The sequence below is a fragment of the Stenotrophomonas sp. NA06056 genome (assembly GCF_013364355.1).
Classification (GTDB): Bacteria; Pseudomonadota; Gammaproteobacteria; order Xanthomonadales; family Xanthomonadaceae; genus Stenotrophomonas.
The window spans coordinates 3,896,113-3,922,553 of sequence record NZ_CP054931.1 but is presented as its reverse complement, the minus strand read 5'-3'; the positions used below and the strand labels follow the sequence as shown (position 1 = coordinate 3,922,553).

Sequence of the window (26,441 nt, the reverse complement as noted above, 5' to 3'; positions counted from 1 at the left end):
TTCTGCCGCTACAGGCGCAGGTTGGCGCGGGCCTTCAGCAGCTCGCGCATCTCGTACTTGTCAGTATCGTCCAGACCCTGTTGTCGCTGCTTGGCGTTAAGGTCGTCGATGCGCTGGAACAGCAGCTGCTTCTCCAGCTGCCCGACCGCGTCATGCAGTTCCACCGTCCACATCGCCTCATCGCCCGCCAGCGTCTGCGCGGCCAAGGTGTGCAGCGAGGCCTGTTCTTCGCGGCCGTCGAAATGCTCCAGCAGGGCGCCGGTACTGATGTCCGGGCGCTGTTCGACCAGTCCCAGCAGTTCCAGCAGCAGCTCTACGCCCGGCAGGCGCAGGCCCTGGAAGTGGTGCTTGCCTCCCAGGGTCAGGGCCAGCGTCGGCTGCTGCAGCAGCACGGCGATCGCGCCGCGCACCAGGCTGCGTTTGGCCACCGGCTGGATCGTGCGCGAGACCGCGCGTTGCGGCATCGGTGGCCGACCGGCCTGCGCGTTGCCGCCCAGCCCGGTCAGTTGTCCCAGCTGCTGTTTCATCAGGTCGCCAAACGCGCCGTCGGGAATCTGCGCGAGCATCGGCTTGGCGCGCTCGGCCAGCCGTGCCTTGCCGTCCAGCGTGCCCAGGTTGATCTCGCGGGTCAGCTCGTCGAAGAAGAACTGCGACAACGGCGTGGCCTGCTTCAGGCGCTCGTCGAAGGCTTCGGCACCTTCCTTGCGCACGATGCTGTCCGGGTCTTCGCCATCGGGCAGGAACAGGAAGAAGGCCTGGCGGCCGTCCTTCATGCGCGGCAGCACCGATTCCAGCGCCTTCCAGCCGGCGCGACGGCCGGCGGCGTCGCCGTCGAAGCAGAAGAACACGTCCGGCGCGTTGCGGAACAGCAGCTCGGCATGGTCCGGCGTGGTCGCCGTGCCCAGCGTCGCCACCGCCTGGGTAACGCCGAACTGGAACAGCGAGACCACGTCCATGTAGCCCTCGACCACGATCAAGCGCTCGATCTTCTGGTTGGCCTGGCGCACCTGCCACAGGCCGTACAGTTCGCGCCCCTTGTGGAACAGCGCGGTCTCCGGCGAGTTGAGGTACTTGGGGCCGTCGTCCTTCTCGAACACGCGCCCGCCGAAGGCGATCACCCGCCCACGGCGGTCGAAGATCGGGAACATCACCCGGTCGCGGAACTTGTCGTAGACGTGGCCGCGGTCGTTCTTGGAGAACAGGCCAGCGCGGTCGAGCAGTTTCATCCGCCGCTCGTCCTTGCCCAGCGCATCGCGCAGGCCGCTGTAGCCATCAGGCGCATAGCCGATCTGGAAGCGTGCGCGGTTCTCTTCGTCCACGCCGCGGCCGTCGAGGTAGCTGCGGGCCTTCTCGCTGCCTTCCAGGTTTTTCTGGAAGAACTTGGTCGCCGCGTCCAGCGCGGAGTACAGCTCGCGGCTGTCATCCTGCTGCTGGGCGCTGCGCGGGTTCTCGCTGCGCGGCACTTCCATGCCGGCACGCTTGGCCAGTTCATCCACCGCGTCGAGGAACTCGAGGCGGTCGTAGTTCATCAGGAAGCTGATCGCGGTGCCGTGCGCGCCGCAGCCGAAGCAGTGGTAGAACTGCTTGGTCGGCGAGACGGTGAACGACGCCGAGCGCTCGTCATGGAACGGGCAGCGTGCAGCGTACTCCTTGCCCTGGCGCTTCAGCGGCACGCGGCTGCCCACCACCTCGACGATGTCGGAGCGGGCCAGCAGGTCGTCGATGAAAGCGTCGGGGATACGGGCCATGGGCAACAGGACAGGGCGCGGCCGCCAGGGCGCGCTGCGGGGGCGGCAGGTCCCCTAGTTTACTCGCTGGCGGCGGCCCGGCCGGCTTCCTGCGGGGCCACATCGGCGCTGGCCAGGCGTGCACGTGCGTACTGGCGTTCGTCGATCACGGCGGTCATCAATGCACCGACGAAGAACACGGCCGTGGCGTAGTAGATCCAGACCAGCGAAATCACCAGCGCGCCCATCGAGCCGTAGGCGCTGCCGGGGGCAACGGTGCTGATGTAGACGCCGATGCCATAACGGCCCAGGGTGAACAGCAACGAGGTGATGGCACCGCCGATGAAGGCCTGGCGCCAGGCCACGCGCCGGTCCGGCAGGTAGTGGTAGAGGAAGGCGAAGGCCAGCGTGTACAGCAGCAGCGAGGTCAGGTAGCCGATTGCGGGCAGCACCGAGGGCAGCTGCGCGAACACCACCTGCAGCGCGGTGGTGGCAGTCATCGACAGGATCAGCAGGAAGCCCAGTGCCAGCACCACGCCGAAAGAGAACACGCGCTTGCGCAGCCAGGCCTTGATGCCCTCCAGGCGCTGGCCGCTGGTGTGGAAGATGCGGTTCAACGCGTTCTGCAGCTGGGCGAACACCGCAGTGGCGCCGACGAACAGCAGCAGTGTGCTCCACAGCCCGGCCAGCGAACCGACGCTGGGCTGGCTGTTGGCGTTGTGCAGCACGGTGTCGGCTACGCTGGCCACGCTGCTGCCTGCCACCGAGCCGATCTGCCCGATCAGTGCCTGTTGTGCCGGTGGATACAGCGAGGCGGTCAGCCACAGCAGCAGCACCAGCAGCGGTGCCATCGACAGCAGGGCATAGAAGGAGACCGAGGCGGCCTGGGTCAGCACGTCGATTTCGACGAAGCGCTTGGCCACCGCCATCGGGAAGCTGTCCTGCAGGCGATCAGCGTAGCGGCGAAGCCGTGCGGGGATGCCGTGGGGATGCGTGTCGGTGGGGGCGTTGGATTGCTCGACCATGGGGATGTTGTAGCAGCCGGGGGTCGAAGAGGTGGTGAAGCGGGTGTTGCATCGGCAGCGCCGGGCCATGCCCGGCGACCAACCGAAACGCCGGGCATGGCCCGGCGCTATCGGATCAACGCTGGCTTACGCCAGCTGCTGCTTGACCAGCTTGGACACCAGGCCCATGTCGGCCTGGCCGGCGAGCTTGGGCTTCAGCGCGCCCATCAGCTTGCCCATGTCGGCCGCGCTGCTGGCGCCGGTCTCGGCGATGGCGGCCTGGATCGCCGCGACGATCTCGGCTTCGCCCATCTTGGCCGGCAGGTAGGCTTCGATCACCACAATCTCGGCGCGCTCGATTTCCGCCAGGTCTTCGCGGTTGGCCGCTTCAAACTGGCTGACCGAATCCTTGCGCTGCTTGACCATCTTGTCGAGCACGGCGATCACGGCGGTGTCGTCCAGCTCGATGCGCTCGTCGACTTCCTTCTGCTTGATGGCCGCGTTGATCAGGCGGATGACGCCCAGCTTGTGCTTCTCGCCGCCCTTCATGGCGGCCTTCATGTCTTCGGTGAGCTGCTGCTTCATGCTCATGGCGAACCTCGTGGTGGTGGTGGGGCTGGGCGGATGCCCGGGCCCGGAAACGCAAAAAGCCGGCGACGCTCGCGCGTGCCGGCTTCGACTCCATCGCGGCAGGGAATGCCCACCGCAATGAAGATGCGTCCGATCAGTACAGGCGCTGACGCTTGGTGACGTCGCGCGACGAGCGGCGCAGCTGACGCTTCACAGCAGCGGCGGCCTTGCGCTTACGCTCCTGGGTCGGCTTTTCGTAGAACTCGCGCTTGCGGGTTTCGGCCAGCACACCGGCCTTTTCGCAAGTGCGCTTGAAGCGGCGAAGAGCAAACTCGAAGGGTTCGTTCTCGCGGACTTTGACGCTGGGCATGGAATCTCCGGGACACAGTAGAACCGGGTCACGCCCGGCGAGCCGCACATTATAGCGGCGATTGGACAAACTGCAAGCGGCCAACCCTGAATACGGGCGAGTCGTTTGCGTGCGATGGGGATCTGCCGTTCCCCGAGGGGGCGACAGGGGCGTCATAATAGCAGGCATGCGAGTCCTTGGCATCGAATCTTCCTGTGATGAGACCGGCGTGGCGGTGTATGACACCGACCTGTCCGGCAGCGCGGCCCTGCGCGCCCATGCGGTCTACAGCCAGATCGCCCTGCACGCCGAGTACGGCGGTGTGGTGCCCGAGCTGGCCAGCCGTGACCACGTGCGCAAGCTGCTGCCGCTGGTACGGCAGACGCTGGCCGAGGCCGGGCTTGGCGTGAACGACATCGACGGGGTGGCCTACACCGCCGGCCCCGGCCTGGTCGGGGCGCTGCTGGTGGGCGCCGGCGTGGCCCGGTCGCTGGCCTGGGCGCTGGAGGTGCCTGCCGTGGGCGTGCACCACATGGAAGGCCATCTGCTGGCGCCGCTGATGGAAGACGACCCGCCGCAGGCCCCGTTCGTGGCCCTGCTGGTGTCCGGTGGCCATACCCAGCTGGTGGCCGTCGATGCCATCGGCAAGTATCGGCTTCTGGGCGAAACCCTGGACGACGCGGCCGGTGAAGCCTTCGACAAGACCGCCAAGATGATGGGGCTGCCATACCCGGGCGGGCCGCAGCTGGCCAAGCTGGCCGAGCAGGGTACGCCGGGCGTCTATCGCTTCACGCGGCCGATGACCGATCGCCCGGGCCTGGATTTCAGCTTCTCCGGCTTGAAGACCCAGGTCCTGATGGCCTGGCGCGACAGCGACCAGAGCGAGCAGACCCGCGCCGACATCGCCCGTGGCTTTGAAGATGCCGTGGTCGAGACACTTTCCATCAAGTGCGAGCGCGCGCTGGAAGCGGCCGGCACCAATGTGATCGTGGTGGCCGGCGGCGTGGGCGCCAACAAGCGCCTGCGCGCGCGCCTGCAGCTGATGGCCGAGCGCCTCGGCGGGCGGGCCTGCTTCCCGCGGCCGGCGCTGTGCACCGACAACGGCGCGATGATCGCCTTCGCCGGCGCGCTGCGCCTGCAGGCGGGCCAGCACAGCCCGCCGAAGGTGGATGTGACCCCGCGCTGGGACATGGCGACCCTGCCGGCGGTGTGAAGCCCCGCAACCGGTAGCGCCGGGCCATGCCCGGCGGACGCATTACGGACGTCCTGCCAGCGGCGATGCCGCCAGTATCGTTGTGGCCCGCTCATGGCGCTGCAGCCAGCTCAGCGTATGCGGGCAGCGGGCGTGGATCAGCCGCCCGATCGCGGCCAGGTCGGCGCCGATGTCGCGTTCCAGGATGGGCTCGTGGTGGGCGATGCGGTTACGCAGGTGACGGATGCGTCCGATATCCGCGTGGATGGCTTTCCTGATGGCACTGGGATGAGCAGAGGGAGCATGCTGCAGAACCCTGCTGAGTGCGGGTATCCACAGCGTGGAGTCGAAGCGACATGTAAAGAGCTGCTGCCAGAACACCATTGGCAGGTTGGCGACGATGTCGGATGTGCTGGTCGCGCGATGGGCCGCCTGTTCCAGCGCCGCCTTGGCAGAGGCGGATGCTGATGCTGGCAGCCTGCGCCGGAACGCCTCATTCCATGGCCATCGTGGACCATGTTGCCGCACCAGTACCGATGCCGCTGCATTGCGGATGACCACTTCGCAGAGGTGGACCGGCATCATCAGCGCATCACACATCCGCATGTTCCAGAGGTACAGGGATTCGGCGGTGACGTCGGGGCTGCAGGCCGATGCGATTCTCTCGTAGGTAGACAGACGCTCCGCTGACAACGCGCGCCGCAGTACATCGTATGGAGCCATCGTCATGTGCGGTGGTGAAGGAGGGATCGATGTTCGCGAGAGTGGGCGGCGGCGACCATCAGGGAACGTCGTTGTACGCGCGGCTGATTTTCTGTGTTTCGCCTCGGACGAATACCTGACCTGCCCTGTCGGAACTGGCCTTGACCGGCGATCTGGTCCTTGCCTAATCTGCGTGCCTGCGCCACCGGGACTTGCGGCTGGATTCCAGCTCCCCCCGGGGACAAACGGTAGTACCAAAGGGCCCTGCTAGTGGGGCCCTTTGTCTTTTCTGAAGCCGTGTCCCTGCCGGCCGCTCACCGCCCGTTCCGGGCAGGCTCACCGCCGTCCCGTTACCATGACCGCCTGTTTTCCGGCTGGTAACCGCAATGGACAAGGTTTTCATCGAAGGGCTGACGATCGACGCCCTGATCGGCATCTACGATTGGGAACGGCGGATCCGCCAGGACCTGGTGTTCGACCTGGAGATGGGCTTCGACAACCGTCGTCCGGCGGCCAGCGATGACATTGCCCATACCCTGAACTACAAGGCGGTCAGCAAGCGCCTGGAGCAGTTCGTGCGCGAATCGGAATTCGGCTTGGTCGAAACCTTGGCCGAGCGTTGCGCTCAGATCGTGCTGGACGAGTTCGACGTGAAGTGGCTGCGCCTGAAGCTGAGCAAGCCCGGCGCGGTGCGCGGCGCGCGCGCGGTCGGGGTGATCATCGAGCGCACGCGGGACTGACGTCCCGGTCGTGCCGGGCCCAGGCCAGTACCCCGGTAGTGCCGGCCGCTGGCCGGCAACCTCAGCAGCAATGAAAAAGGAGACAACCGATGGTGGACGCAGTGGTGGCGGTACAGTGGCTGGAACAGCTGCAGAACACACTGGAACCCTATCCTGGCGCCTATCTGGCGTTGATGATCTCGGCCCTGCTGATTGCAGCTGGCCTGGCCAACTGGGTGACCAAGCGCATCCTGGTGCGCGGCCTGCGACGCCTGCTGCAGCGGCTGCCGGGCGCCGAGTCCGGGCGTGGCAGTCACCTGATGCGGGTCATCGCGCGCCTGTCCAACGTGGTGCCCAGCCAGGTGATCGCCTCGGGCATCACCCTCATTCCTGACCTGCCGCCAAGCCTGGTCAACGTCATCATCAAGCTGTGCATCGTGTGGGCGGTACTGACCGTGTCGATGGCGTTCTCGCATGCGCTGGATGCGGCCAACAGCCTGTACGAGCGCAAGCCCGATGCACGCAACAAGCCGATCAAGGGCTACCTGCAGGTGGTCAAGATCGTGGTGTTCGTGGCCGCCGGCCTGTCCATCGTTGCCACCCTGCTGGGGGTGAAGCTGGGGCCATTGGTCACCGGCCTGGGCGCGGCCACCGCGGTACTGATGCTGATCTTCCAGGACACCATCCTGTCGCTGGTGGCCAGCGTGCAGATCAGTGGCGATGGCCGCGTGCGCATCGGCGACTGGATCGAGATGCCCAGCCAGAATGCCGATGGCGATGTCATCGATATCGCCCTGCATACCGTCACCGTGCAGAACTTCGACAAGACGATCACCACCATCCCGACCAAGAAGCTGGTGACCGAGTCGTTCAAGAACTGGCGCGGCATGCAGGAAGCGGGTGGCCGCCGGATCAAGCGCGCGCTGTACCTGGACCAGCACAGCGTGCGTTTCATGGAAGAGGACGACCTGGCCTTCCTCGGTCAGTTCGCCCTGCTGGGCGACTACCTGCGCGGCAAGCAGCAGGAGCTGGGCCAGTGGAACGGGCGCCTGCGCGAGCAGGGCGTGGCCGAGGTCAACAGCCGTCGGGTCACCAACCTGGGTACCTTCCGTGCCTATGTGGATCGCTACCTGGCCAGCCACCCGGGCATCCACACCGACATGACCCTGCTGGTGCGCCAGCTGCAGCCGACCACCGAAGGCCTGCCGCTGGAGCTGTACTGCTTCACCCGCAGCACCGCCTGGGGCGAGTACGAGGCCGTGCAGTCGGACATCTTCGACCACCTGCTGGCGATCCTGCCGGCCTTTGGCCTGCGGGTGTTCCAGGCCTCCAGCGACGCCATGTTGATGGCCGGGCAGCGCCAGTTGGCCGGCTCGGAGTAAGCTGCGATGCCCCCGGCCGGACCGTACGGATCCGGCTGGTGGCTGAAACTGAATGACGAAACCTCTCGCCAAATCGCTCGGGATCGCTAGAATGCCGGGCTTGTAAACGTTTTCATCAAGGACTGCCGGTGGCCTCCGATCGCATCGAATCCCTCATTGCCCAGATGACCGTCGAGGAAAAAGTCGGCCAACTGGGTGTCTTCGCGGACATGGTCCGCCCGTTCGCCCCGGACGTGAACCCGGAAGCCAACGTGCGCAATGCCGATCAGGTGCTGCAGCAGGTGCGCGAGGGCAAGGTCGGCTCGCTGTTCAACGGTGTTGGCGCCGAGCTCGGCCGCCGCATCCAGCAGGTCGCCACCGAGGAGAGCCGCCTGGGCATCCCGGTGATCCTGGCCGCCGACGTCATCCACGGCATGCGCACCGTGTTTCCGATTCCGCTGGGCGAGGCCGCCAGCTTCGAGCCGGACCTGGCCGAGCGCACCGCGCGCGCCACCGCCGTCGAAGCCACCGCCGCCGGCCTGCACTGGACCTACGCACCGGCCGTGGACATCGCCCGCGACCAGCGCTGGGGCCGTGGCGCCGAAGGTGCCGGTGAGGACGTCGTACTGGGCTGTGCCTTTGCCGCCGCCCGCGTGCGCGGCTTCCAGGGCAGCGACCTGCGCGCCGCCGATTCGCTGCTGGCCACGCCCAAGCACTTCGCCGCCTATGGCGCGGTGATGGCCGGCATGGAATACAACATGGTCGACATCTCGCCGCAGACCCTGCGCGATGTGCACCTGCCGCCGTTCAAGGCCGCCTTCGATGCCGGCGCGATCACGGTGATGTCCTCGTTCAACGACATCAACGGCGTGCCGGCCAGTGCCAATGCCGAGCTGCTGACCGACATCCTGCGCGGTGAGTGGAAGTTCCCGGGCGTGGTGATTTCCGACTACACCGCCGACATGGAGCTGGTCGCGCACGGCTACGCCGCCGACGACCGCGATGCCACCGCCAAGGCGTTCACCGCCGGCCTCGACCTGAGCATGCAGAGCGGTTTCTACGCCGAGCACCTGCCGGGCCTGGTCGAGAGCGGCGAAGTGCCGATGGCTGTGCTGGACGAAGGCGTGCGCCGCATCCTGTGGTTGAAGGAAACCATCGGCCTGTTCGACGACCCTTACCGTTCGCTGGACCCGGCGCGCGAAGCCGATACCTCGCACATCGCCGCGCATGACGAACTGTCGCGTGATGCTGCGCGTCGTTCGATCGTGCTGCTGAACAACCGTGACGGCGTGCTGCCGCTGCAGAAGAGTGGGCAGAAGATCGCCCTGATCGGCCCGTTCGTGCAGGACCGCGAGAACATTGAAGGCTGCTGGACCCTGTTCGGCGACAAGCAGCGCTACATTGACCTGGAAACCGGCGTGCGCGCCGCCATCGGCGATGAAACACTGCTGGAAGTGGTGCCGGGTTGCGAACTGGAAGTGGCCATTGCCGGTGGCACCGAAGCGGCCGTTGCGGCGGCGCTGCGTGCCGACGTGGTGGTGCTGGCGCTGGGCGAGCCGCAGCGTTACAGCGGCGAGGCGCAGTCGCGCGTGGAGATCACCCTGCCGCCGGCACAGCAGGCGCTGGCCGAGGCCGTGGCGATGACCGGCAAGCCGCTGGTGGTGCTGCTGCGCAATGGTCGCGCGCTGGCCCTGCAGGGCGCGGTGCGCAATGCGCATGCCGTGGCCATCACCTGGTACCTGGGCACGCAGACCGGTCATGCCGTGGCCGATGTGCTGTTCGGCGATTACAGCCCGTCTGGCCGCCTGCCGGTCAGCTTCCCGCAGGTGTCCGGCCAGCAGCCGTACTTCTACAACCACCCGCGCACCGGCCGCCCGGAACTGCCGACCATGTCGGAGTTCAAGGCGCGCTGGCGCGAGATTCCGAACGAGCCGCTGTATCCGTTTGGCCACGGCATCGGTTTCACCACCTTTGCCTACGGCGTGCCGCAGCTGAGCAGTGTGCGCGTCGGCTGGGACGACACCCTGACCCTGACCACCACGCTGACCAACACCGGCAACGTGGCCGGCGAAGAAGTGGTGCAGCTGTACATCCACGACCGCGTGGCCAGCCGCGTGCGCCCGGTGCGTGAACTGAAGGACTTCCGCAAGGTGGCCCTGCAGCCGGGCGAGTCGACCGAGGTGGTGTTCACCCTGGCCCGCGAGCAGCTGGCATTCACCGGCCGCGACGGCGTGCTGCGTGCCGAGCCGGGTCTGTTCGATGTGTGGGTGTGCGCTTCGTCGATGGCCGGTGACGCGGTGCAGTTCGAGCTGCTGAAGGCCTGATCGGTAGAGCATCCACGCATGGCGTGGATCTACTGTGGCGTGCCGGGCGATGCCTTGCTCACGGTGCACGAACACGCCGGGCATGGCCCGGCGCTACCATCGGCGTTTCGATCCGATGGAGCTCGCGCATGCGCAAGATTGCTTTCCTGATTCCGGCCTTGCTGCTGGCCGCCTGTTCGCAGCCGGCTCCGCCAGCCGAACCCGCCGCCGATGCGCCACCGCCGATGACCGGCGCGACGCCAGCTGAGGCGGCCGCCAGCACCACGCCGGATGCCGTTGCGGCGCCGCAGGCTGCGGCGGAACACGCGACGGATGCGGCGGCGACGCCGGCCGAGGCTTCCCCCGCCGTCGAGCCCGCCGCAGGCGACGCCCGCGCCCGCATCGAAACGCTGCTTGGCGATGCGGCGCAGTATGAAAAAGTATTCAATGCCTTCAAGACCGCCGTGGTCGCCGGCGACCGTCCCGCCGTGGTTGAAGAAGTACGTTTCCCGCTGAACATCAGCGGTGGAAAGAAGATCACCGGACCCGGTGAGTTCCAGCGCAACTACGAAAAGATCATCACCCCGGCGGTGGTCAAGGCCGTGTCCGCGCAGGAGTTCGGCAACGTGTTCGTCAACCAGCAGGGCGTGATGATCGGCGATGGCCAGGTCTGGTTGAATGGCCAGTGCCTGGACAAGGCCTGCACGCGCACGGAAGTGAAGGTCATCACCATCCAATGAAATCAAACGGCCCCGCATGCGGGGCCGTTCCAGATCGTTAGTGCCGGCCGCTGGCCGGCAACCCGGCCAATCAGGCCAATCAGGCCTTCGGCGTGAGCTTCAGCAGCCGTGCCTTGCTGCCGTCTTCCAGCAGCCACAGCGCGCCATCCGGGCCCTGTTCCACCTCACGGATGCGCTCGCCCATGTTGAAGCGGTCGGCTTCGCGTGCGGTGTCGCCATCAAAGCTGACGCGCACCAGCGACGTGGACGACAGGCCACCGATGAAGGCGCTGCCCTTCCATTGCGGGAACAGGGTGCCGCTGTAGAACATCAGGCCGGCCGGGGAAATAACCGGGTTCCAGGTCACCTTCGGTGCGGCGAACTCCGGGCGGGTGTCGTGGTCGGGAATCGGACGGCCATCGTAGTGGTCGCCGTTGGAGACGATCGGGTAGCCGTAGTTGGCACCACGCACGATCAGGTTCAGCTCATCGCCGCCGGCCGGACCCATTTCCTGCGCCCACAGCTTGCCGTTGGCATCGAAGGCAATGCCCAGCACATTGCGGTGGCCCAGCGACCATACCTGCGCGGCCACGCCACCCTGCGAGGCGAACGGATTGTCGGCCGGCAGGCTGCCGTCGTCGTTGAGGCGGATGATCTTGCCCAGGTTGCCGCTCATGTCCTGCGCAGGATCGAACTTCTGCCGTTCGCTGGAACTGATCCACAGCTTGCCGTCGGGGCCGAAGGCCAGGCGGTGGCCGTAGTGGCCTTCGCCACTGACCTTCGGTGTCTGTCGCCAGATCACCTTCAGATCTTTCAGCTGGCCGCCACCGTCGGCATTCAGGGCGAGGGTGGCACGGGCCACGGCCGCGCCGCGCGTATCCAGCGTGCCTTCCTCGGCATAGCTGACGTAGACCACGTGGTTGCGGGCGAAATCCGGATGCAGGATCACGTCGCCGAAACCACCCTGGCCGCCGTACGCGACCTTGGGTACACCGGCAATCTCATGTTTCTGGCCACTGGCCAGGTCCAGGCGCTGCAGTTTGCCGCGCTTCTCGGTGACCAGCAGGCTGCCATCGGGCAGGAAGGTCATCGCCCACGGCTGGTCGAAGCGGCTGACCTCGGTGGCGGTGAAAGGGCGCTGGTCGGCGGTGGTTGCGGCGGTCGCCGAGGCCTTCTGGCCTGTCGCATCAGGACCGGCCGCATTGCAGGCGGTGGTGGCAAGGATCGGCAGCAGGCCGAGCGCGAGCAGCAGGGGTGTGCGGGTCATGGGTATCTCCAGCGGAAGGGGATGCGGATGGCCAGGCTCTCCTTTGTATACCACCGGTGCAGTGACGGTCGTGGCCCGAAGGTCCTGCTCCCCCCTGTGCGCCATGGCGCGGATGGTCTAGGGTGTTGTCGCCCGGGCAAAGCATGCCCGCCTGACCGCCAAGGAACTGCAATGAACGCACCGATCATCCATCGACCCTCGCCCGCCTTCATTGCCGCCTCGTGGGTGGCCCTGCTGCTGGGCGCGGTGGCCTACCTGGTAGGGCTGTTCAATGCCGAAATGCCGCTGAACGAGAAAGGCTACTACCTGACCCTGCTGCTGTTCGGCCTGTTCGCGGCGGTATCGCTGCAGAAGAGCGTGCGCGACCGCGTCGAAGGCATTCCGGTGAGCGGCCTGTACTACGCGCTGTGCTGGTTCGCGCTGCTGTCGGCGTTGTTGCTGCTGCTGGTCGGTCTGTGGAACGCCACCCTGGTGCTGAGCGAAAAGGGCTTCTATGGCATGGCGTTCGCGCTGTCGCTGTTCGGCGCGGTGGCGGTGCAGAAGAACACCCGCGACCTGATTGCCGCCAACGCGGCCGAGCCCAAGCGCGGCTCGTCGGTTCCGCCGCTGCCGGAACAGGACTGACCGGCGGAGGTAGAACCGAGCCCATGCTCGGCTGCTTATCGGCAGCCGGGCGGGCTCGACTCCGGAAACCCAGCCAAGCATGGCTTGGCTCTACAGCTGAGGCGTCAGCCGAGCATGGGCTCGGCTCTACAGGATATGGTTATCCGCCGCTGTTCCGGCGCGGATCCAGATTCACTGCTTCTTCCCAGCCGCGCCGTACGGCACTGCGGGCCTGCGCCCATTCCAGCCGGCTCTTGCCGCGTTCTTTCGCCCAACGCGTTTCCAGCTCACCTTCAATCTCTTCGTACGCGCGGATCATGTCCTGCGCGCGGGCGGAGTGGCCGATCTGGTAGGCCGGCTCGTAATCGTCGAAGAACAGCTGGTTGTCGTAGTACGGTTCGCTGGTATAGCGATCGCGCCAGTAGTCTGAAACCGCCTGGCGCGGGGTGCCGTCCTCCGGCACGCGGCCGGGGATCTGGTAGTCAGGGCTCATGGGCAACAAGCTCCGTAGTGGACGAAGCCTGATCGTGCCTGTCGGCCGGTTAACGCATCGGGCCGGCAGCGTGACCGCCAGGTCAATCCGCGGCGGCATCCTTGCGCGGCAGTTTGTAGATGACGGCGCCGATCGCAAACGCGACCAACGCAGCGGCGATGTTCTGCCAGCTGGCGCTGGCGAACAGGGCGACGCACAGCAGCAGGGCCAGCACCGGAATCAAGGGACCACCGGGCAGCTTCAACGCGCCGGGGCGGTCCGCATAGCGCTTGGCCAGTACCAGCACCGCTGCTGCAGTACCGATGTAGGCGAACAGCCGCGTGGTCATCGACAACAGCGCCAACTGCACGAACGACCCGGACAGCGCCAGGCCGAGCGCGATCAGGCCCTGGCAGAAGATCGCCGCGGCCGGGGTACGGAAGCGCGGGTGCACCTGCGCCAGCACCTTCGGGCCGTAGCCGTCGCGGGCCAGGGCGAACAGGAAGCGCGGGCCCATCATCATCGTGTTGCTGTTGGTGCCGAGGATGGAGATGGTTGCGCCCACGGTGAGGATCAGTGCCAGCGCCTCGCCGCCGAAGCTGGACGCGGCATCGGCCAGCGGCGTGGCCGAGCTGGCCAGGCCGGGCAGTGTGCCTTGCGCCACGATCTGCACCGCCGCATAGATCACGGTGACGGTGACGATCATGGTGATCAGCGCGAAGGGAATGTCACGGCGTGGGTTGCGGTACTCGCCGGCCGCGGCCGGGATGTTCTCGAACCCGGCATAGGCATACAGCAGCAACAGCGCCGCCTCACCCATGCGCTGCAGGTCGTGCGGGTCCGGGCGCTGCCCGGAGAAGGCGAGCTGCGGGTCGATGTAGAACGCGCCGATGGCCACGAACAACAGCAGCGGCAGCATCTTGCCGATCACCAGCACGATGCCGGTGCGGGCGGCCGAGCGCACGCCGATGATGTTCACCCCGGTCAGGAAGCCGAGCGAAACAACGATGATCGCGATGCGACCCATGCCTGCGGCTGCCCATGGCCAGAACCGCGCCACGGCGTCGGCCAGCGCATTGCTGAGCGCTGCGGCGGAGCTGATGCGGGTCAGCCAGATCATCCAGCCGATCTCGAAGCCGGCAAAGCGGCCGAAGGCTTCGCGCGCGTACAGGTAGCTGCCACCGGGTTCGTCGAAATAGCTGGCCGCCTGCGCGTAGCACAGCACCAGCAGGGCGACGACGATGCCGGCGGCGACCACGCCCCACAGGCTGAAGGGACCGAGCAGGGCGACCGTGGCAGCCGGCAGCAGGTAGATGCCGCTGCCGATCACATCGTTGATCGACAGGCCGACGATCTGCCAGCGGCTGACCGCGCGCTGCAGCTGCGGTTCGTTCGGGGTGCTCAACGCAGTGCTTCCGTCAGTGCGGGGAGTTCCCAGGGTCCCTGATACTCGTGGTACTGCGCGCGCGGCAGCAGCACGAACCGCGGCTGTGCTTCATCGCTCAGCCAGGCCAGCAGGGTGCGCATGTGAGCGGCGGTCATGGCGGTACAGCCGGCGGTGGCCTCACCGGGCTGACGCCACAGATGGGCGAAGATGCAACTGCCATGGCCCGGTTCGTTGAAGGCATTGTGGGCGATCACAAAGCCCTGCCGGTAGCGCACATCCCCTTTGTTGTGCAGGTCCAGTCGCATGGGTTCAGTGGAGCCCTTCACGGCCTCGGCGCCGACCTCGCGTGCGTCGACAATCTGGTTGTACTGCGGCGAGGCCGGCACGTCCATGCAGTAATGCGTGGACTGCATCGGCTGGTAAGTCAGGCCGGTGGTGGCCTTTCCTGTGTAGCCGAACGCGCTGCCGATCGCGAAGACGCCCGCCGGGCTGCGGCCATCGCCTTCGCGCTTCTGCGGGCCGTCTGCTGGCGTGCCTGTCAGCCCCAGCCCCCAGGCGCTGCCAGTGCGCCCGATCGCCACGTCGAACGCCGGACCGTGCGGCTGCCACCCCTTGGCGTCCCGGGTGTAGGCCTGCAGCTTGCCTTGGTTGGCATCCCAACTGTCGGTGACCACCACCACGACCTGCTGGCTGTGCACCAGGGGAGGGAGCCTTTTACTGAGGGCTGCGGCGGGAAACAGCGGCAGCAGGGTCAACAGCCCGGCAGCGACGGCGCAACGGAACAGGCGGTTCATGCAGGCACTCCGGTCAGCAATCCAGCAGGTGATCGATCCGTTCCAGATTCACCGCCAGCTGTTGCTGGCGATCCGGATTGGCGTGGCAGAGCAGCACGAACAGGAAATCGAGCAGGGCGTGCATGGCACTACGGTACAGCAGCTGCGCCACCTGCGGCGCGCGGTCGTGCGCGCATACCACCAGCGCTGCATCGGCATGCGCACGCAGCGGGTTGGCGGTGTGGCGGGTGATCGACACGACCTTGCCGCCCATGTCCTGGAACTGGCGCGAGAGCTGTGACAGCTGTGGCAGGTTGCCGAACTCGGAGAACATCAGCAGCACGTCGCCCGGGCGTGCGGCGGACAGGTTGGCCAGCATCAGGATCGGATCGGTATGCGGCACCACCAGCAGGCCGAGCAGCGACAGCCGCATGGCGAATTCACGTGCGTACAGGCCGTCGTCACCGAGGCCGTGGACGAACAGCTTGGGCGCGCCGTCGAGCAGCTGCACGATGCGCTCGATCTCCTCACGCGGGTTGGCCTGGCGGGTTTCTTCCTCGGCCTGTGCCTTGCTGCGGCGCAGGGCGTCACCCAGGCGCAGGTAGTCATCGCTGATGTCCGGTTCGGCCGGCATCTGCTGGGGGTCGGCACCGGCGCGGGCAACGTCCTCGCCGATGGAATACTTCAGGTCCGGGTAGCCCTTGAAGCCGAGCTTCTGGCTGAACTTCACCACGCTGGATTGGCTGATGCCCAAGGCACTGGCCAGCTGCTGCGAAGAGTAATCGCGCAGCAGGTGGGCGTTGTCGAGGATGAAGTCGGCGATGCGGCGTTCGATGGCCGACATCTGCCCGCGCTCGGTGCGGATTTTCAGCAGGGGCGGCATGCGGGGTGTCCGGGGGTTATCAAAAGCGTTGCGGTTGGTCGCGTAGAGCGTGTCATGGAGTGGGTCGGGCGGGTGGGGTTTGCAGGGGACGCCGTGAATCCGTCCATGGAGGCTTGGCCGCGCCATCCTTGGCGCGGACACCCCTGCAAGCCCCACCCACCCGACCCCGGACAGATCGCGCGCGTGCCAGCCGCGAAGGGGATACGGGGTAGGGCAGAAGCAAGAGCAGGAGCATCCACGCATGGCGTGGATCTACTGGGTGCAGTTGTTGCCTTTGACATTGAGTCCGCCTTGTAGCGCAGGGCACCGGCGTGCACAGCACGTCGGCTCGCGGATGGCGGAGCGTTTCTTTTGGTTACTTTTCTTTTCGCGAAAAGAAAAGTGACGCCCGAGCAAGCATCAGACGTCGACACCACTGGCAGCGGAGCTTCGATCAACCCAGCATCTCCAGCCCCCGCACTTCGGTGATGCCCAATCCCGGCACGTCGCTGATGCTGATCTCCGATTCGTTGAAGTGCACGCCGCCGCTGACCGGATCGAACTGCCCCAGCGAGGGGCCGTCGAGGTCGACCTTGGTGATCACATCGCTCTTGGCCACCGCCAGGTGCACGGCCGCCGCTACGCTGATGCTCGATTCGATCATGCAGCCGATCATGCACGGCACGCCGTAGATGCCGGCGATATCGGCAATGCGGATCGCATTGGACAGGCCGCCGGTCTTCATCAGCTTGATGTTGATGATATCGGCGGCGCGCTGCTGGATCAGGTCCATCACCTGGCTGGGGCTGAACACGCTTTCGTCGGCCATCACCGGCGTGTTGACGCGGTCGGTCACGTATTTCAGGCCAGTGATGTCGGCGGCCTTGACCGGTTGTTCCAGCAGTTCCAGCACCACCCCGGCGTCTTCCAGCGTGCGCATCGCATGCACGGCCTGCTTGGCGGTCCAGCCCTGGTTGGCGTCCAGGCGCAGCAGCGCACGGCCTTCCACGGCGGCATGGATCGCCTTGACCCGCTCGATGTCCACGCCGATGTCCTTGCCGACCTTGATCTTCAGCGACTCGAAGCCGCGTTCGATCGCCGACAGTGAATCGGCCACCATCTTGTCGATGTAGTCCACGCTGATGGTGATGTCGGTGGTGATCACCGGGTCGCCACCGCCCAGCATCTGGTACAGCGGCGCGCCATGCAGCTGCGCCCACAGATCGTAGAGCGCGATCTCCACCGCCGCCTTGGCGCTGGTGTTGCGCTCCATCGCGGTCTGCACCAGCGTGCACAGGCGGTTGAGGTTGACCACCTCCTGGCCGATCAGGCGCGGGGCGATGAAGTGGCGGATCGCTTCGATGATCGAGCCATGGGTGTCGCCGGTGATGACGGCGGTGGCTGGTGCCTCACCGTAGCCGGTGTGACCGGTATCGGTGCGGATCAGCACCACCACGTCTTCCACGGTCTCCACGGTACGCAACGCGGTCTTGAACGGCGTTTTCAGCGGCACGCGCAGCATGCCCAGTTCGATGGCGGTGATCTTCATTCAGGGATTCTTGGCACGCAGGCGTTGGATGTTGGTGATGCGATCGATGTAGCGGACGCTGTCGCTGGCCATCATCGGCTCCAGCGGCGTGACCGATACGCCATTGAGATGTGCCTGCACACGCTTGCCGTCGGCGCCGAACCAGCTGCCGCCCGCGGTATCGTGGATCACCCAGGTGCGGCCATCGACGTGGCCGATGGCCATCATCACGTGGCCGGGGATGTAGACCAGGTCGCCCACCTGCAGACCGGTGACGGCGCGGTCACGCACGGCCTTGCCGTCCTTGCTGGTGAACGGCAGGCGATCCAGCGCGGGGCTGATCGCCTGTGCGCTGGTATTGCGCGGCAACAGTACGCCGAAGCTGCGGTAGATCTCCGACACGAATCCACTGCAGTCGCGGGTGTCGTAGTCGTGGCCCCAACCGTAGCGTTCGCCGAGGAACTTGAACGATTGCTGCAGCAGCAGGCGCGGGGTCAGCGGCAGGTAGTCGGCGGCAGTGTCCTGTGAGCGCGGCAGCAGGGCCGGCACCAGTTTCAGTCGACCATCGGCTTCGCGCACCGGCAGCTGCACCACCCACGAGGCATGCGCCTGCTGGCCGTTCACCGGTTCGGCGGCGGGCCAGTCGGCCAGCACCGGCAGGCGTACGCCCATGTCCAGCTGCAGGCGCGATACGCGCGGTTCCTCAGGTGTGTACGCGGTCTGCGCAGTGGCGCCGGTGACGATGCGGTACGGGCCCTTCGCGGCATAGCCGAGCACCGTGGCCTTGTCACCGCTGGCCACGGCATCGGCTTCGATCCACGCGCTGTAGCGCTCGCTGTGCACGAACAGCCAGCGGCCGTCGGCACTGCGATGGACCACGGCGACCTTGTCGCCGGGGAACAGCGCTGACTCCTGGAAGCGGTCGATGTCGGTGTCGCCGAGCGTGCTGAAAACCCGCTGGCGGGTGGGGAAGGTGCGCAGCGCGGCACGCTTCACCACCAGTCCGTACGATGGCGCGACCTGCGAAGGAACCGCGTCGAGGCCGAGGTTGGCTTCGATGGCCGCGCGCTCGCCCGCGGCGATGGCCTGGCCCTTCTCGTCATACAGCGCCCGCTTCGGCCAGCTCGAAAGCGCGTCGATGCTGGCGCGGACCTGTGTTGCACTGAGCTGTGCGGGCAGCGTGGCGATGTCCTGGATGTGGCTGTCTTGCCCGCGCATCCGCGCGTTCTGCGCGTCGATCTGCGCGCGGTCGAGGATCGGCGCATCGGCGTTGTCCAGCCGTGCCGCCCAATAGTCCGGGGTGAGGTAGGCCTCATGCAAGCCGATCACATAGGGCAGGGGCGCGCCGGGGTCAGGCGGCGGTGCGGCCTGTGCGAAAGCTGGGGCGGCCAGCAGGCACAGGGCCAGGGTCAAGCGGCGCGGCCAATGCCGGTTCAGTCTGCGGGAAGCCAGGATCATGCGCTGCACACCCTCCTCGAATGCCTGTAGGAATATTTATTCCTTTTACGGGCGAAAGCAAGAATAAATTATTGACCGGTCCCCCGGCCCGTGTTACACAGCCGTTACCACCCGCGCTTGGGAAGTGTCGCTGTGGATCCTGTCGTTCGCAAACCATCTCTGCCTGCCGCTGCCGGCCTGTGTGCCGCGCTGCTGCTGTGGGCGTGGTCGGCAGAGGCAAAGGATCCTCGCAGCGCGCTTGATCTGGCGATCGATCGTGAGCGGGAATGGCAACTGATCGACTGGGTCGACAGCGGTCAGTTCCAGAACGTGGTCATGGCGTTTGCCACGCAGGGCGTGTTCCCACCGGCCGACTTCCAGTTCGAGCGCATGCGCCGCATCAAACTGGATTTCTCTCTTGACCAAGCCGCTGCCAAAGCAGCGATACGCCGCTGGATTCCCGATCTGACCGACGAGGAGTTCGCACGCTGGGACCAGCTCGGGCTGATCGAGCATCTCGACATTGACGGCACACGCTGGTACTTCAAGCGCGCACCGTCGAACCTGTTCCTGCTCAGCGACGAAGCACGCGCACGCCGCCGTGCGGACGTGCCGATGCCGGCGCCGGGCCCGAATGAAGTGCTCAATGCCCATCATGCACGCGTGGTCGATGCCGCCAAACAGAGCGGCAAGGCATCCGTTCTGCCGCAGCGCATCGAATTCACCCAATCGCTCACGGTGAAGGCCGACGCGGTGCCTGCCGGCGAAACCGTGCGCGCATGGATTCCGTACCCGCGCGAAATTTCCGGCCAGCAGGAGCACGTACAGTGGATCGGAAGTACGCCGGGCAAGGCACACATTGCCCCGGCCAGCACCCAGCAGCGCACCGCCTACCTGGAAGCCAAAGCCGTGGCTGGCCAGCCGACGCGCTTTGAAGTCCGCTACGCGGTGACGATCTTCGCGCGCCACACGGCAATCGACGCGACGAAGGTGCAGGCCACACCGGATGATTCGGCCCTGAAGCCCTACATGGCCGAGCAGCTGCCGCACGTGCGTTTCACTCCCGCCCTGAAGCTGTTCTCCGACCAGGTGCTGCAGGGCGAGACGCGTCCGTATGAAGTGGTTCGCAAGCTGTTCGCCGCGGTCGACCGCATTCCGTGGGCCGGTGCGCGCGAGTACTCGACGATCAGCAACATCAGCGACTACGCGCTGCGCGCCGGGCACGCCGATTGTGGTCAGCAGACCCTGCTGCTGATCGCCCTGCTGCGCATGAACGGCATTCCCGCGCGTTGGCAGTCGGGCATGGTGTTCTCCGACGATGGCAGCGGCTACAACAACCTGCACGATTGGGGGCAGGTTTACCTGGCACCGTATGGCTGGCTGCCGATGGACGTGACGACCGGTGCTTTGGCCAGCGACACGCCGGCGCTGCGTGATTTCTACCTGGGTGGCCTCGACGGCTACCGGATCGCCTTCAACGACGACTTCGGCCAGGCCTTCGTGCCGGCCAAACAGCACTACCGCTCGGAAACGGTCGACTCGCAGCGCGGCGAGGTCGAGTGGGAAAACGACAACCTGTACTTCGACCAATGGAGCTACGACTTCCAATGGCGGGTACTGCCGGCCGGGCAACGCTAGCGCGATACACCACCCTCACCACCATTCAATTCTTGCAGGAGAGAGCAGGGGATGAAGGCTTACAACATCAAGCGGGCGGCCTTGTGCGTCGCCCTCGGTACGTGTCTGGCAACGTTGGCACCCGCCGCACTCGCACAGGACGGCGCCGTCGTCGGTCGTCTGACCAGCGATGCGGGTCAGGTGCCTGCTGGGGCCACGGTTACGGTCCGCAATCCGGCCACCGGGTTCGTGCGCTCGGTGCAGGCCGACGGTAAAGGTGGCTACCGCATTCCGCTGTTGCCGGTGGGCACCTATGACATGGAAGTAAGCCTGCCCGGTGGTGCTGCCAGCCGCGTCGGCCAGGTCACCGTCAGCCTTGGCAGTGCAACCACCGTGAACGTGCCACTGGGTGCGGTCAGCACGCTGGGTACCGTGGAAGTCCGCGCGCCGCAGGTGGTGTCGATGGTTGACGTGAAGTCGACCGAGTCGGCCACCAACATCACCCGCGAGGAACTGTCGCGGTTGCCGGTGGACCGTGACATCACCGCAGTGGCGCTGCTGGCGCCGGGTGCGGTGAAGGGCAAGGGCTCGCTGGGCGGACAGGGCATTTCCTTCGGCGGCTCGTCGGTGGCCGAGAACACCGTCTACATCAACGGCCTGAACGTCACCGATTTCTACAACCGGGTCGGCTTCTCGTCGGTGCCGTTCGCGTTCTACCAGGAATTCCAGGTCAAGACCGGCGGCTACTCGGTGGAGTTCGGGCGCAGTACCGGTGGTGTCATCAATGCAGTCACCCGCTCGGGCAGCAATGACTTCAAGGCCGGTGCGGAACTGGTGTTCGAACCGCGTGCGTGGCAGTCGCAGGCCCGCGACCGCTATGACGGCGAAGGCAGCCGCTACATCACCGCCAGCCGTGACGACTACTCGCGCAGTGCGCTGAATGTGTTCGCTTCCGGCGCGTTGGTGCAGGACAAGCTGTTCTTCTTCGGCATGTACGAGGCACGCGACTATCGCCCGACCTCGACCAATGATGCCGGCACGTTCCTCAGCCAAGGCAAGGCCGATGAGCCCTTCTGGGGCGGCAAGCTGGACTGGCAGATCACCGACAACCAGATGCTGTCGCTGTTCGGCTTCTCCGACAAGAACAAGACCCTCACCGACGTCTACCGATACGACTACGACGCCGGCGACACTGTTGGCGAGCGCAGCAACCAGATCGTCAACACGGTGGGCGGAAAGAACTGGTCAGGCACCTACAGCTGGCAGGTCAACAACGATCTGACCATGAAGCTGATGTACGGTGAAAACAAGCGCAACCGTGTGCAGAGCTCACTGATGGACGAGAACTGCAATCGTGTGTTCGACAACCGCACGGCCAGCCAGGGCGTACCGTCCAACCTGCAGGGTGACCGTAGCTGCACCAGCAGTTCGCAGCTGGAGTCGGCACTGGATACGCGCAAGGCCGCGCGCGCCGACTTTGAATGGTCGCTCGGCAACCACTTGTTGCGCTTCGGCCTGGACCGCGAAGAGAACACCTCCGACTACGAGCGCGCATACCCCGGCCCTGGCGGCCTGCGCTACGACATCTACTACCGCACGCCAGGCAGTCCGCTCAACGGCGGCACCGTGCCGGCCAGCGGCCTGGTTGCGCGTACCCGCCGCTATGAAGTGGCCGGCTCGTTCGAGACCATCAATTCGGCCTACTACCTGGAAGACAACTGGCAGGTCACCCCGAACTTCCTGCTCAACATCGGCGCGCGCGTGGAGAGTTTCGACAACAAGGGCGGCGACGGCGACAGCTACATCAAGATCGACAACATGGTCGCGCCGCGCCTGGGCTTCTCGTGGGACGTGCGTGGTGATGGCACCACCAAGGTGTTCGGCAACCTGGGCCGCTACTACCTGCCGGTGGCCAATGTCATCAACATCAAACAGGCCGGCGGCTTCCTCGACGAGCGCACCTGGTACGAGTTCCTGGGCTACACCGGCGCGGCCAACAACGTGCCGAACCTGGGCGGTCAGATCGGCCCGGTCGACAATTCGCAGGGCGATGGCAGCGTGCCGGACTTGCGCGCCGAGGTGAACCGGGACATGGACCCGGTCTATCAGGATGAGGCGATCCTCGGCTTCCAGCACATGCTGAGTGAATCGTGGTCGGTCGCCGCCAGCGTCACCTATCGCCGCCTGAGCAATGCCATCGATGACATGAACATCACCGCCACCGGTCAGTGCGGGGCGATTGATGGTGTGTGGATCATGGGCAATCCCGGGCGCACCAACACGGTATGGGGCGATACCAACTGCGATGGCAGCAACGATGGCTGGATCGACATCGATACCTCAAAGGAGGGTTGGGCGCTGTATGACGACGATGGCAACTATGTGGGCCAGCGCGGCTGGGTGAAGCCCAAGCGCGATTACAAGGCGCTGGAACTGCAGGTCGACCGTGCGTGGGATGGCAAGTGGGGCTTCAATGCCTCGTATACGCTGGCCTACGGCCGCGGCAATGCCGAAGGTCCAGTCAACTCCGATACCGACTTCGCCGACGCTGGCCGCACCGAGAATTTCGATAACCCGTGGGTGAACTATCGCGGCTATGGCTACCTGGCCAACGACCGTCGCCACCAGTTCAAGTTCCGCGGCAGCTACGCGCTGACCGAGAACCTGAGCGTGGCTGCCACCCTTGGCGTGCAGTCGGGCAGCCCGATCACCCGCTTCGGCGCCGGCAACCCGTTCGACGACACCGATTTCCACAGCTACTACGTGTGTGTCTCCAACTGCCAGTCGACGGTGCCGTCCGAGCGCGTGTTCGTACACTCTCCACGCGGCGGCGATGGCCGTACCCCGTGGACCTACGACCTGGACGTGAGCGTTTCCTACAAGGTGCCCATTCCCACCGACCTGCGCCTGAAGCTGGCGGTGTACAACGTGCTCAACCAGCAGCGCGTGGTGACCGTGGACCAGGACTACGAGCCGCAGGACAGCATCGGTACGCCCAACCCGATGTATGGTTATGGCACCGGGTTCCAGTCGCCGCGCTACGCACAGCTGACGGTGACCTGGAACTATTGAGGACGCATCTGCGCGCCGCCCTGCCGGGCGGCGCGGGTTTGTGATTGCCGGATGTGATCCGGCACCGCCTGACGGAGACCGACGTGCATCGTCTGTTGCTACTGCTCGCGGCACTGGCCAGCCCCGCTGCCCATGCGGTGGACAGCGCACGCCTGGATGCCGACATCGCCTTCGTGGTCCAGCACGAACATCTGCCGGGGCTGGCGATGGCGGTGGTCGAGGATGGCCAGGTGGCCTATCACCACACCGAAGGTGCGCGCGGAGACGGTGGCCGCATCGACGAGGACACGCTGTTCAAGATCGCCTCCAACAGCAAGGCGATGACCGCCGCGCTGCTGGCCACGCTGGTGGAGCAGGGCAAGCTGCGCTGGGACGATCCGGTGCAGCGCCATCTGCCGGCGTTCCGCATGCATGACCCGTGGGTAGGCGAACACCTGCAGGTGCGCGATCTGCTGATCCACAACAGCGGCCTCGGCCTGGGTGCCGGCGACCTGATGCTGTGGCCCGAACCCAACGCCTTCACCCGCAGCGATGTCATTGCCGGGCTGGCACACCTGAAGCCGGTCACCAGTTTCCGCAGCGGCTACGCCTACGACAACCTGATGTATGTCGTTGCCGGTGAGGTGGCTGCGGCCGCCGGTGGCAAGCCCTATGACCAGCTCATGCGCGAGCGGGTGTTTGAACCGCTGGGGATGACCCGTTGCCAGGTGGGCGCATGGTCGGTGAAGCAGGTCGGCAATGTCGCCCAGCCGCATGTGCGGCGCGATGGCCGCAACGTGGTGGTCAGTGGTGATGGAGCGCTCAGCCCCGATCTGACGTCGATGGCGGCCGGTGGCATCCGCTGTTCGCTGCGCGACATGACCCGCTGGATGCAGGTGCTGCTGGACCCATCGCTGGCACCGGCGTGGTTGGGGGCCGAGCAACGCCGCATGCTGTGGACACTGCACATGCCGATGCCGTTGGGCAAGCGCCAACGCGACTGGGAAAGTGCCCGGTTCTACGGCTATGGGCTGGGCTGGCGGGTGTCGGACATGGACGGACACTGGAAAGTCGCGCACACCGGTACGCTGTCGGGCATGTACTCCTCGTTGGCGCTGCTGCCGGATCGCAAGGTCGGTGTAGTGATGCTGATCAACGGCGAGGCCGAAGAGGCCCGTACCGCGTTGATGCAGTCGACGCTGAAGCAGTTCACCGCGCCGGAAGACGCACACCCTGCTGCGTACTATCTAGCGGAGCTGGCGGCCGATCGAGCCGTGCGTGCCGCCACGGGGAGCCGTGCGCCCTCCACCCGGGCTGCGCAACCGGCTGCCGCCACCGATCTGGCGCAATGGCAGGGGCGCTACCGCGATCCCTGGTTGGGCCCCGCGTCGCTGTGCCCCACCGTAAACGGCCTGCGCTTCAGCGTGGACAAATCGCCCTCGCTGCAGGCAACGGTGCAGCGGCTGCAGGGGCGCTGGCTGTTGCAGTGGGATACGCTGGACCCCTCGGCGCAGGCGTGGCTGAATCCCGGCGCAGACACGCCGACGCTGGAGCTGCGCGCCATCGATCCGGAGATCGACTTCAGCTATGACTTCCAGGACCTGCATTTCACTCGTGTTGGCGATTGCCCTGGCACCGGTGGTCCACGCGGCTGAGCCACCGCGCATTTCGCCCGCCACCGACGCCACTGCGGCGGGACTGGTGGAGATCCGCACGCTGTCGCCGCGTATCGAAATGGACATCCGCTATGCCGGAGCCAACAACTTCACGGCTGCGCCCGTGCCCGGCTACGAGGCGCCTGCATGCTACCTGCTGGCGCCGGTGGCAAAGGCGTTGGCGAAGGTAGAGGCCGACCTGCGCGCGCAGGGTTTCGCGCTGCGCATCTACGATTGCTATCGCCCGGTGCGCGCGGTGCAGGCGTTCATGGCCTGGGTGACTGATCCACAGGAGCAGTCGCGAAAGGCGCTGCAGTATCCCGATCTGGACAAGCCGCAGTTGCTGACTGACGGTTACATCGCCGAGCGTTCCGGCCACAGCCGCGGCGCCACCGTCGATCTGGGGCTGCTGGATTGTCGCCGCGAGCGCTGTACGCCGATGGACATGGGCACCGACTTCGATTTCTTCGGCCCACGCGCGCATACGCAGACGCCCGGGCTGAGTGATGCACAGAATGCGAATCGCCAGCAGCTGGTAAAGGCGATGGCACAGCGTGGTTTCGCCAACTATGCGCAGGAGTGGTGGCACTACACGCTGCAACCCGAGCCGGATGCCGGCACCGCGTACGATTTTCCCGTCCAGTAGATCCACGCCATGCGTGGATGCGGTTGGCAGGGCTTGCAGCCCTGCACCTGCTCAATGCAAAGGCAACAGCAGCAGCAACAGCCGAAGCAAAAGCGGGCTTCCCGTGGGATGGCGGGGTGGGTCCGGTTGCGGGGGACGCCGTAAACCCATCCATGGGGGCTTGGGCGCGCCATCCATGGCGCTTACACCCCCGCAACCGGACCCACCCCGCCTTCGACAGATCTCCGCAGTCTGTCGGAATGGCATGACCTGCTGTTGGTAGGTGTCGACCTTGGTCGACACATGAATCCATGCGGTGTGTGGATGGGTTTCGATTTCAATTCAAAAAATTCGATTCCGATTGAGAGATATCCACGCATGGCGTGGATCTACTGGCCGCCGGCCAACTGTCGAGGGTGGGGCGGTGTCGGATTGCGGGGTGTCAGCCGCATGGATGCGGCTGCCAAGCCTACAAGGACGTACTTGCGGCGTCCCCGCACTCCGACACCGCCCCGCCA

At 66.0% G+C, this 26,441-nt stretch carries 22 protein-coding genes; 10 read left to right on the top strand and 12 right to left on the bottom strand.

Features of this window, described 5'->3' with window-relative positions; genetic code table 11:
* Positions 1 to 8: 8 nt before the first annotated feature.
* From dnaG to rpsU, 4 genes are all read right to left on the bottom strand, one after another.
* A complete protein-coding gene (gene dnaG / locus HUT07_RS17745; protein WP_176022025.1) occupies positions 9 to 1,748 on the bottom strand; it encodes a DNA primase in 1,740 nt (579 codons plus the stop codon).
* A gap of 59 nt (positions 1,749 to 1,807) precedes the next feature.
* Positions 1,808 to 2,752 (bottom strand): YihY/virulence factor BrkB family protein, encoded by a 945-nt coding sequence (locus tag HUT07_RS17740; RefSeq protein WP_176022024.1) that lies wholly within the window; start codon positions 2,750 to 2,752, stop codon positions 1,808 to 1,810.
* A gap of 126 nt (positions 2,753 to 2,878) precedes the next feature.
* Positions 2,879 to 3,322, bottom strand: a complete 444-nt coding sequence (locus tag HUT07_RS17735) for a GatB/YqeY domain-containing protein (RefSeq protein WP_099821346.1) — start codon at positions 3,320 to 3,322, stop codon at positions 2,879 to 2,881.
* Positions 3,323 to 3,455: 133 nt separating this feature from the next.
* On the bottom strand, positions 3,456 to 3,671 hold the full coding sequence (gene rpsU / locus HUT07_RS17730) for a 30S ribosomal protein S21 (RefSeq protein WP_002808376.1): 216 nt from the start codon (positions 3,669 to 3,671) through the stop codon (positions 3,456 to 3,458).
* Between the two features lie 166 nt (positions 3,672 to 3,837).
* Between rpsU and tsaD the strand changes: the two genes are divergently transcribed.
* Positions 3,838 to 4,863 (top strand): tRNA (adenosine(37)-N6)-threonylcarbamoyltransferase complex transferase subunit TsaD, encoded by a 1,026-nt coding sequence (gene tsaD / locus HUT07_RS17725; RefSeq protein ID WP_176022023.1) that lies wholly within the window; start codon positions 3,838 to 3,840, stop codon positions 4,861 to 4,863.
* Positions 4,864 to 4,905: 42 nt separating this feature from the next.
* Here the strand turns inward: tsaD and HUT07_RS17720 are convergent, their stop codons facing one another.
* Positions 4,906 to 5,571 (bottom strand): hypothetical protein, encoded by a 666-nt coding sequence (locus tag HUT07_RS17720; RefSeq protein ID WP_176022022.1) that lies wholly within the window; start codon positions 5,569 to 5,571, stop codon positions 4,906 to 4,908.
* A gap of 359 nt (positions 5,572 to 5,930) precedes the next feature.
* On the opposite strand from HUT07_RS17720, the gene folB reads away from it, so the two are divergent.
* The 4 genes from folB (at position 5,931) to HUT07_RS17700 (ending at position 10,667) form a co-directional block, all read left to right on the top strand.
* The gene (folB, locus tag HUT07_RS17715; RefSeq protein WP_046983887.1) at positions 5,931 to 6,284 is read left to right on the top strand and encodes a dihydroneopterin aldolase; all 354 of its coding nucleotides are present in this window, start codon (positions 5,931 to 5,933) and stop codon (positions 6,282 to 6,284) included.
* 89 nt (positions 6,285 to 6,373) lie between these two features.
* Positions 6,374 to 7,645: a mechanosensitive ion channel domain-containing protein gene (locus HUT07_RS17710; RefSeq protein WP_176022021.1), complete on the top strand. Its 1,272-nt coding sequence runs from the start codon at positions 6,374 to 6,376 to the stop codon at positions 7,643 to 7,645.
* Positions 7,646 to 7,773: 128 nt separating this feature from the next.
* Entirely contained in the window at positions 7,774 to 9,948 is a 2,175-nt protein-coding gene (locus HUT07_RS17705; protein ID WP_176022020.1) for a glycoside hydrolase family 3 N-terminal domain-containing protein, read from the top strand.
* A gap of 128 nt (positions 9,949 to 10,076) precedes the next feature.
* Positions 10,077 to 10,667 (top strand): hypothetical protein, encoded by a 591-nt coding sequence (locus HUT07_RS17700; protein ID WP_176022019.1) that lies wholly within the window; start codon positions 10,077 to 10,079, stop codon positions 10,665 to 10,667.
* A 79-nt stretch (positions 10,668 to 10,746) separates the two neighbouring features.
* On the opposite strand, the gene HUT07_RS17695 is transcribed toward HUT07_RS17700, so the two are convergent.
* Positions 10,747 to 11,913 carry a PQQ-dependent sugar dehydrogenase gene (locus tag HUT07_RS17695; protein ID WP_176022018.1) on the bottom strand — a complete coding sequence of 389 codons (1,167 nt, stop codon included), beginning with the start codon at positions 11,911 to 11,913 and terminating at the stop codon, positions 10,747 to 10,749.
* Between the two features lie 171 nt (positions 11,914 to 12,084).
* On the opposite strand from HUT07_RS17695, the gene yiaA reads away from it, so the two are divergent.
* The gene (gene yiaA, locus HUT07_RS17690; RefSeq protein ID WP_176022017.1) at positions 12,085 to 12,537 is read left to right on the top strand and encodes an inner membrane protein YiaA; all 453 of its coding nucleotides are present in this window, start codon (positions 12,085 to 12,087) and stop codon (positions 12,535 to 12,537) included.
* 139 nt (positions 12,538 to 12,676) lie between these two features.
* On the opposite strand, the gene HUT07_RS17685 is transcribed toward yiaA, so the two are convergent.
* The 6 genes from HUT07_RS17685 to HUT07_RS17660 all read right to left on the bottom strand — a co-directional run bounded on the left by HUT07_RS17685 (position 12,677) and on the right by HUT07_RS17660 (position 18,996).
* Positions 12,677 to 13,009 carry a hypothetical protein gene (locus HUT07_RS17685; protein ID WP_176022016.1) on the bottom strand — a complete coding sequence of 111 codons (333 nt, stop codon included), beginning with the start codon at positions 13,007 to 13,009 and terminating at the stop codon, positions 12,677 to 12,679.
* An 82-nt stretch (positions 13,010 to 13,091) separates the two neighbouring features.
* On the bottom strand, positions 13,092 to 14,393 hold the full coding sequence (locus HUT07_RS17680) for an amino acid permease (protein WP_176022015.1): 1,302 nt from the start codon (positions 14,391 to 14,393) through the stop codon (positions 13,092 to 13,094).
* Complete coding sequence (locus tag HUT07_RS17675; protein ID WP_176022014.1) at positions 14,390 to 15,169, bottom strand: L,D-transpeptidase family protein; 780 nt, start codon at positions 15,167 to 15,169, stop codon at positions 14,390 to 14,392. The genes HUT07_RS17680 and HUT07_RS17675 overlap by 4 nt, the downstream gene beginning before the upstream one ends.
* 13 nt (positions 15,170 to 15,182) lie before the next feature.
* Positions 15,183 to 16,031, bottom strand: coding sequence for a MurR/RpiR family transcriptional regulator (locus HUT07_RS17670; protein ID WP_176022013.1), 849 nt, complete (start codon positions 16,029 to 16,031; stop codon positions 15,183 to 15,185).
* A gap of 433 nt (positions 16,032 to 16,464) precedes the next feature.
* Positions 16,465 to 17,559: a dipeptide epimerase gene (locus HUT07_RS17665; protein ID WP_176022012.1), complete on the bottom strand. Its 1,095-nt coding sequence runs from the start codon at positions 17,557 to 17,559 to the stop codon at positions 16,465 to 16,467.
* Positions 17,560 to 18,996: an SH3 domain-containing protein gene (locus tag HUT07_RS17660; RefSeq protein WP_176022011.1), complete on the bottom strand. Its 1,437-nt coding sequence runs from the start codon at positions 18,994 to 18,996 to the stop codon at positions 17,560 to 17,562. It abuts the gene before it with no gap.
* Positions 18,997 to 19,128: 132 nt separating this feature from the next.
* Between HUT07_RS17660 and HUT07_RS17655 the strand changes: the two genes are divergently transcribed.
* The 4 genes from HUT07_RS17655 (at position 19,129) to HUT07_RS17640 (ending at position 25,944) form a co-directional block, all read left to right on the top strand.
* Complete coding sequence (locus tag HUT07_RS17655) at positions 19,129 to 20,613, top strand: transglutaminase-like domain-containing protein (protein WP_176022010.1); 1,485 nt, start codon at positions 19,129 to 19,131, stop codon at positions 20,611 to 20,613.
* A gap of 51 nt (positions 20,614 to 20,664) precedes the next feature.
* Positions 20,665 to 23,664 (top strand): TonB-dependent receptor, encoded by a 3,000-nt coding sequence (locus tag HUT07_RS17650; RefSeq protein ID WP_176022009.1) that lies wholly within the window; start codon positions 20,665 to 20,667, stop codon positions 23,662 to 23,664.
* An 83-nt stretch (positions 23,665 to 23,747) separates the two neighbouring features.
* On the top strand, positions 23,748 to 25,298 hold the full coding sequence (locus HUT07_RS17645; RefSeq protein WP_176022008.1) for a serine hydrolase domain-containing protein: 1,551 nt from the start codon (positions 23,748 to 23,750) through the stop codon (positions 25,296 to 25,298).
* Positions 25,231 to 25,944, top strand: coding sequence for a M15 family metallopeptidase (locus tag HUT07_RS17640; RefSeq protein WP_176022007.1), 714 nt, complete (start codon positions 25,231 to 25,233; stop codon positions 25,942 to 25,944). Before HUT07_RS17645 ends, HUT07_RS17640 begins: the two co-directional genes overlap by 68 nt.
* Positions 25,945 to 26,441 lie beyond the last annotated feature (497 nt).